Source organism: Thalassobacter sp., assembly GCF_982993085.1.
This window is the reverse complement of the sequence record NZ_CEZFMW010000149.1, coordinates 1-6,940: the sequence shown is the minus strand read 5'-3', so window position 1 is coordinate 6,940 and position 6,940 is coordinate 1. Positions and strand designations below refer to the sequence as shown.

The following is a 6,940-nucleotide window of genomic DNA, read 5'->3' as shown; positions in this document are numbered from 1 at the left end:
GTCAGGCTCATAACCTGAAGGTCGTAGGTTCAAATCCTACTCCCGCAACCAAAAAAATACGCTAAATCAAACGCTTAAAGCCCGACCTAATCAGTCGGGCTTTAAGCGTTCAGTCCATGTCAACGCCATGTCAACGTTTGACGAGTCGCATAGCCCAAAAAGGGGGATTCGTTTGTAATCATCGGGTTTGGCAGTTACTGGCCCTAATTCGCAAACATCCATCCTTGCCTTAAAGGCTGTCTAGCCCCTTTGAGGTTATTACCTTATTCAATAAGGGGCGCCGTGAATCCTGCCCGAAAGTGGTGATTTTATCGTTTAAGATAAGATATCTTTATTCTTACCCACAACTCTGCTACATTTACTGAAAAAGGTAAGGTGGCAGAAGATGGTGGATGACACAGATAAGGAACTACTGGCAGGTACCGGTAAGCGGATCCGTGAAACCCGTCTCGTGCAAGGCTTGAGCCTCGAACAACTAGCACGGCTCACCGGCATCAGTGCGCCTGCGCTGTCCTTGATCGAGACTGGTAAGCGCGATTCACGGTTGACGACACTTAAGCGGATCGCTGATGCTTTGAGAGCCCCCCTGCCGACGATCGTCGCAGACGGCTCTTACACGGCCGAGGCCAGTGCTCCAGAGGCAACTGGAGGCTATGATCTCGGAGAGTATCAGTGACCGCCTCTGTTACGGTTTGGTTTAATGCTCTGGCGGTGGGGCAGGTTGATGTTGCGGCGGACGGGTCTCTCACTCTACAATATACCGAGCGGTGGCTGCAGACGGTTGGGGCGTTTCCTTTGTCTGTCACGATGCCCCTCCGTACCAACCCTTACCCATTTGACATCGTCTCCCCTTGGCTCGCCAACCTCTTACCAGAAGAAGAACAGCTCCAGGTTCTGACGCGGTCCCTCGGTCTCGATCAGGCAGACGTTCTCGCTGTGCTGGCTGAGATTGGTGGCGATACCGCCGGCGCTCTTTCTTTTGGCGCGGCAACAGATCGAGCTCGTTGGGATTATGCGCCTCTCACCAGCTTTTATGACACAACTGATCCGCGTCTGGCGCTTGAACGTCACTTCAAGGATCTTGGTCGTAGGCCATTTCTGGTTGGCGAGGAAGGCGTGCGCCAGTCTTTGGCAGGTGGCCAAAAGAAGTCGGCGCTTGCTGTTCTCGACCCAGAAGGCGTGCCTGTATTGCGTCTTCCTGAGGAGGGTGACGTGCTTGCCGTTCCCCTTAATGGGGCGCCATCCACCTTGATTGTAAAGCCTGACAATCCCAATCTGCCTGGGATTACTGAGAACGAAGTTTGGTGTTTGCGGATGGCGCAGGCCACTGGGATCGAAGCCGCAAAAGCGACAATCCTCCAATCCTCAGAGCGGACAGCGATCGGTGTGCTTCGCTATGATCGTAGGGTAGGTCGTAGTGGTCAGCTTCTGCGGCTCCACCAAGAGGACTTTGCGCAGGCCAACGGCATCCCGCCTGGCCGGAAATACGAGCGTGGCACGCTACCTGGGCTTGACCTGAAGGCTCTTCTCGAGACCGGACGCTATGTCAGCGCCAGTGATGCGTTGGCACTCCTAGACCAAGTTATCTTCAACATCCTCGTTGCCAACACTGATGCTCATGCAAAGAACTATTCCATGATCCTCCCGGTTGACGCCTCACCGCGCCTCGCGCCGCTTTACGATGTCTCGACGGTCCTCTCTTGGCCTCATGTTGTGAAGACCTATGCGCAGTCTATCGATGGCAAGAAGCGGCGCTCTGACATGATCGCGGGTCGGCATTGGGAAGCGATCGCGCGCGAAATCGGCTATCGTCCCACCGATGTGAAAAAACGCGTGCAGCAGATCGTTGACGCGATGGTGGCGAACAGGACGAAGGTTACGAGTGAAGTCATTGAACTGACGGGCGCTACAAAAGGATATGTGACGCAGACTGCTGAAGCAGTTGAAGGCAATGCTCTGAGGATGGTCGGAAGGCTGTAAGTGATCGCCGTAATTATCATACTCCAAAGATGCCGCATTTTGACAGAGGATTTGAGACTGATCGTGCCGTCATAAGCTTTTGGTGCGTGTTAGCCGACACCCTGCCTTCGGACCGGCATGACGTTTAGGCAGCCGTCGCTTTTGCCTCCCCCGGTGCCGGAAGATGGATTTGCCTAATATTCCAGTGTAGGGACATCTCATGGATTTTGTCTTTTACGATCTTGAAACCACGGGGATCTCGCCCGAGTTCGACCAGCCGCTGCAGTTCGCCGCGATCTGGACGGATGAGAATTTTGTGGAAAAGGATCGGGTTAACATCCGCTGTCGTTTGGCGCCTCATATCCTGCCGTCACCGCAGGCGTTGGTTGTCACCCGCATCAGTCCTGATCAGTTGACAGACCCAAGCCTACCATCGCTGTTCGAGTTCTCGCAACAGGTAGCTGAGTTGACCGAGCGATGGGCGCCGGCGATCTGGGTGGGCTACAACACGATCAAGTTTGACGAGGAGGTGCTGCGGCAGACCTTCTATCAGAACCTGTCGCCGAACATTTACGCCACGCAGTTCAACGGAAACACGCGCTTCGACATTTTGCCTGCTGTCTATGCCGCTTATGCCCGACACTCGGATCTTCTCGTCTGGCCAACCGATGACACTGGCCGGCAGAGCTTTAAGCTTGATCGGCTAGCGCCTGCAAACGGCTTCAATGCCCACAACGCGCATGATGCCCTGGGGGATGTTGAGGCGACCATCCATATCGCGCGCCTAATCGCAACACGCAGCCCAGCGCTTTGGTCCGAATTGATCGACAACGCCCACAAGGCACGCTTGCAGGCAAAGCTTGAAAGCTTTCGGCCCTACGAGTTGGTCACGCGCTTTGGCGGCGGTGAACCACGATCCTACGTGGGCTGTTTCTGTGGATACTCTCACGGCAACAGTGCGCAGGCCGCGTTTTTCGATCTGGATGCTGCGGACCCGTCTGATTTGCTCGAGGCATCGGATGAAGCGATCTTCGCGGCAGTAGACGCCACGCCGAAGATCATTAGGGGCGTGTCCACAAATAAGGCTCCCGCGCTCCTCGAACACGCAGCGCCCAGCGCGGAGCATCGGCACCGGGCGACGGTCATCGCCAACGCGCCTGAGTTTCGTCGGCGTGTCGGCGCGGCAATGGCCGCTCGCTTCGCTGAAGATCCCGACGCTCCGCCAAAGCCAGTTGAGCGGCAGATTTATGGGGAATTCTATTCAAACGCCGACAAGCAGCTCTTGCAGGAGTTTCAGCATGCGACCTGGCCGCGCCGGCAGGAAATCGTTGTAAGTCTTTCAGACCCTCGGCTGCGTCAGCTCGGTCGGCGGTTGGTGGCGTTTTACAGCCCTGAACTGCTGACGGCAGATGAGATGGCGCTCTTCAAATCCTATCTGCGGGATAAGTGGTCGGCGCCCGACGTCCCTGAAACCGAATGGATGACCTTGAAAAAGGCGGAAGCAGCACTGCGTGATTTGCGTGCTGCCGGTGCTGTCGAGCCCAATGAGCTCAATGTGATTGCGTCTTTTCTATTGGAGTGGCGCGCACGAGATGCGTAGTTACAAAAAACAAGGATGTTGTATTGGGTGGATTTGTTTCACTCAGGCAGACCTCCGAAATGGCAAGGCTGCGCCGAAATACTGCCACATTTGTGGAGAGCTACAGGCGGGAACAGGGCAAATCAGATAGGGTTGCGTTGCACTGACGGTATTTTGCCTGTGTTCCCTAAGGCAATCTTCCGTAAAGAGTATCACGAATGCCGTGGCCGAGCTCAATTTAGTCTATAGAGCTCAAATTTCCTCCTAAGGTCATGAGCGCATTCGAGCGACCCAATATTCGTATCTGGCCAGTTTTTAAACACGGTATTTATTTTGCGCAAAATCCGGCACCCGAAAGAAAATCCGATATTTCTGGCGATAAGCTTGCCAGAATAATTCCAATAATGAAGAAAATAATGCCCCACCAGTCGATGTGAATATCACCGATAAGGGCCCTCTTAAGCTGCTCCTCGAAGCTTCGATGGGATGCCTTTCTTTCGGCTATTTCTCCGTTGATCTTAAGCGCTAATTCTTTCGACTGTGCTCCAAGATTGGTTCCGAGCTCTTCAACCGCAACAAAGAGGTTTTTTGTTTCATCTTCCAGTATTTCCACGCGTCTCTTGAGCGTTGTGTCTGGGCCGGGTGCAATACTTACCCTGGCTTTCCCAGTGCTGGCCGCCATGGAGATTCCTTGGGCTGTAATTATTTGGTTACTAACATGGCGTCGGGGGAAATTCTTGAAGTAAATCGAAACTCTTTCTCGAATAGTCGCCTTTCCGAAAAGCCGTTCTGCTCCTCTCAATCGTATGGCAACCGTTATAACACCACTTATTTGCAGAGCCGTCCCGAGCCACCTGATGTAGTTTTCCCCACAGCCGAAGCAGACAAGAATCATCCAAAATGCGACCAAAGAAAAGATGACGACCCAAAGAGGCCAGAGAGCGCATATGCCGAGCCACAGGTGTGCAGCGCTCTGCTTTAAGTAGACCCAACGAGGTTTGCGGCTCTCGGTCCTGATCTGTGTTTGGGGTTCATCAGCCATGATGGCAGTTTTGCCAAATTGTGCTACTATCGCAAGCCGAACTCGTCATTCTGACGTTGACGGATAGGTTGCGTTCGAAGACCAGCCGTACGAGACCTAAATCGAATGTTCATGTCGACGCTAGAACCGGTCGAGAAGAGGCCCGCTGTTCGTGGCGGTTCGGCTTCGCCGCGTATCGCTATCTCTTATTTACCCTTCAAAATAGCAGCAATGATCAGGCCAAAGGGTCCGAGGATTGCCCCCCAGAGCGCGCCTTTGCCACCATCGACGAAGAACCCGATGATGCCGAAGACGATGGCGCCTGCGATGATGAATTCCATGATTTTGTTTCCTTTCTTGCTGCGGCATCGCGCTCGAGGCACCGTCCCATCCTGTGGGCCGCACTGATTTGATGGTTCTAATCGCTGGCCTGAATGCCCAATGCCTCAAGCGTCGCGCGGTCAGGCGCTCCAGTTGGTGCTAAATCGTTTTGTTCTTGGAAGGCGCGCATCGCGTTGCGCGATCCATTACCCCAAACCCCGTCCGGTGTGCCTGCATCAAAGCCACCGGCGTTCAGCATGGTCTGGATCGCACGGTAGTCGTCGCGGGAGAGGTTGAGCGTGGACCAGCCGCATGCGCCAGCGACAGCCTCGATCGCTTTCTGAATGCCGGAAAGGTCAAACTCTGCATCATGACGTTGACCATCTCCGTCTCTCAAGCGAATGAAGAAATCTGTGGCATCATAGAGCTCTCGCAAGAAGTCTTCTGACTTTGAGCCAAAGAGCCCTGCGCCTTTATTGCTCGTTAGTTCGCTCCAGCGCGTTTGCTGTGCGGGGGCATCATCAATCCGGTAGGTAATATCAAACGAATTTCGCCGAATGGCGCTGATTAAAAAATCATCTTGCACGAACACAACTGACGTATCGCCTTCACGACACTGAGCAATTAGGGCCGTGATGCCACCATAACTGCCGGGGTTGTAGGCTGAATAATTAACGGCCACTACTGAAGGGCTGTCATCGATCGCAGCGCGCTCCTCGTTAATGGTCCACCAGCCCGCAATCCGATCCCCCTCGTTGTGCGCCTGCTCAAACGGTGCGAGGTTGTAATCGATTTTCGGGTAATCGGGATCAGCCCAGGGTAGGGCGACCGTCTCCTCGTCATTTTCTGCCGTGGCCGCGGGCGGTGGTGCATCCTGGCTTGGCGTCGTCGGAGCTACTGCTTGAGGTGTTACGGGGAATGCGATGCCATAGCGTGCTTGCAAATAGGCCATCTGCAACTGAGCGAGGGTGAGCTTCTCGGTTTCGACGCGGCTTAGAGCCACCGCCTGTATCAGGCCACCGGCGGATGCTGCCTCTTGTTCGGCCACTTCGACACGCTGTTGTTGCGCGGCCATTTCACCAAGAAGCTGCTCTGCACGTTCGGGATTAGGCTCTACCGCCGGCACGGTGACGTCGAGGGTAGCGCCCGCGGCCTCAGCCTCTTGCCGGGCCTCAACGATCGTGCGCAATAATAGCAGTGCTTCTCTCCGGCTTTCGGCAAGCATGCGGATCAGTCCACCCTCATAACGGGCGATCGTGGCATCCACCTCGGTGATTTGGCTGTCGATGGCGGCAATTTCTGTATCAAGTGCCGAGCTTTCCTGAGCCATTGTCTGCCCAGCAAGGCAGGTGCTGATCAGCAATGATGCGGTGAGCGTGCGCAGTTTCATCATACTTGAGGTCCTTTCAGCAAAGCGCCTTAGCCGCGGCCAATGTCGTTTAAGATCGTGTGGCCGCGTTCAGCCATGCAGCGATCTACGACGCGGCGGGGGCCGTAGGTCACAAGATCATAGGAATAGTCATTCGCCGCTGCCCCTGCGGCCATGCCGGACGCGGCACCGTAGGCTGCTAACTCGCCCTGATAACTGCTTCCGCTTCCCACGACCGCGCCAGTGACAGCGCCGACGAGAAGTCCGGCCATAATATTTGCACCCATCTGTTCCTGCTGGCGTTGACGATAGTCCGCCTCGACTTTCACCGCGACTCTACGGCAAGCTTCGAGATCACTCTCAAAGCGGGTCATGTTCGTACGCTCTGTATCCACAACGGGGCGATACTCGGTCAGCGGCTCCAGTTCGGCGCAACCGGTCATGGCCAAGATCGAGATCAGGCCAAAGACCTGGGTTTTCGTCATAAAATTCATTCAGCAGCTCCTTTTCCCTTCCCGAAAGTCAAGCGAGAGGGTTAGATGGCGACATGGCACAGAATTGTGACACGCCTAAAATTGTGACGGTCCCGTCGGGAATCGGTTATAAGTCTCACAATGGTTCTTACGGGAGCTCTTATGAGTCAATAAAAAAACTAGACGCATATAAAAGTGCGACTTAAAAAGAGGGTGCA

The 6,940-nt window shown here is 54.6% G+C and carries 7 protein-coding genes; 3 read left to right on the top strand and 4 right to left on the bottom strand.

Annotation, left to right across the window (positions count from 1 at the left end):
* Positions 1-385 precede the first annotated feature (385 nt).
* From AC4GMC_RS16550 to AC4GMC_RS16540, 3 genes are all read left to right on the top strand, one after another.
* The gene (locus AC4GMC_RS16550) at positions 386-676 is read left to right on the top strand and encodes a helix-turn-helix domain-containing protein (protein WP_487879477.1); all 291 of its coding nucleotides are present in this window, start codon (positions 386-388) and stop codon (positions 674-676) included.
* Positions 673-1,980, top strand: coding sequence for a HipA domain-containing protein (locus tag AC4GMC_RS16545; RefSeq protein WP_487879476.1), 1,308 nt, complete (start codon positions 673-675; stop codon positions 1,978-1,980). Before AC4GMC_RS16550 ends, AC4GMC_RS16545 begins: the two co-directional genes overlap by 4 nt.
* A 199-nt stretch (positions 1,981-2,179) precedes the next feature.
* Positions 2,180-3,559: an exonuclease domain-containing protein gene (locus AC4GMC_RS16540; protein WP_487884371.1), complete on the top strand. Its 1,380-nt coding sequence runs from the start codon at positions 2,180-2,182 to the stop codon at positions 3,557-3,559.
* A gap of 307 nt (positions 3,560-3,866) precedes the next feature.
* Here the strand turns inward: AC4GMC_RS16540 and AC4GMC_RS16535 are convergent, their stop codons facing one another.
* The 4 genes from AC4GMC_RS16535 to AC4GMC_RS16520 all read right to left on the bottom strand — a co-directional run bounded on the left by AC4GMC_RS16535 (position 3,867) and on the right by AC4GMC_RS16520 (position 6,743).
* Positions 3,867-4,580 carry a hypothetical protein gene (locus AC4GMC_RS16535; RefSeq protein ID WP_487880485.1) on the bottom strand — a complete coding sequence of 238 codons (714 nt, stop codon included), beginning with the start codon at positions 4,578-4,580 and terminating at the stop codon, positions 3,867-3,869.
* A gap of 185 nt (positions 4,581-4,765) precedes the next feature.
* A complete protein-coding gene (locus AC4GMC_RS16530; RefSeq protein ID WP_256415914.1) occupies positions 4,766-4,900 on the bottom strand; it encodes a hypothetical protein in 135 nt (44 codons plus the stop codon).
* Positions 4,901-4,977: 77 nt separating this feature from the next.
* A complete protein-coding gene (locus tag AC4GMC_RS16525; protein ID WP_487880484.1) occupies positions 4,978-6,273 on the bottom strand; it encodes a peptidoglycan-binding domain-containing protein in 1,296 nt (431 codons plus the stop codon).
* Positions 6,274-6,299: 26 nt separating this feature from the next.
* Entirely contained in the window at positions 6,300-6,743 is a 444-nt protein-coding gene (locus AC4GMC_RS16520; protein WP_487879529.1) for a glycine zipper family protein, read from the bottom strand.
* Positions 6,744-6,940: the final 197 nt, after the last annotated feature.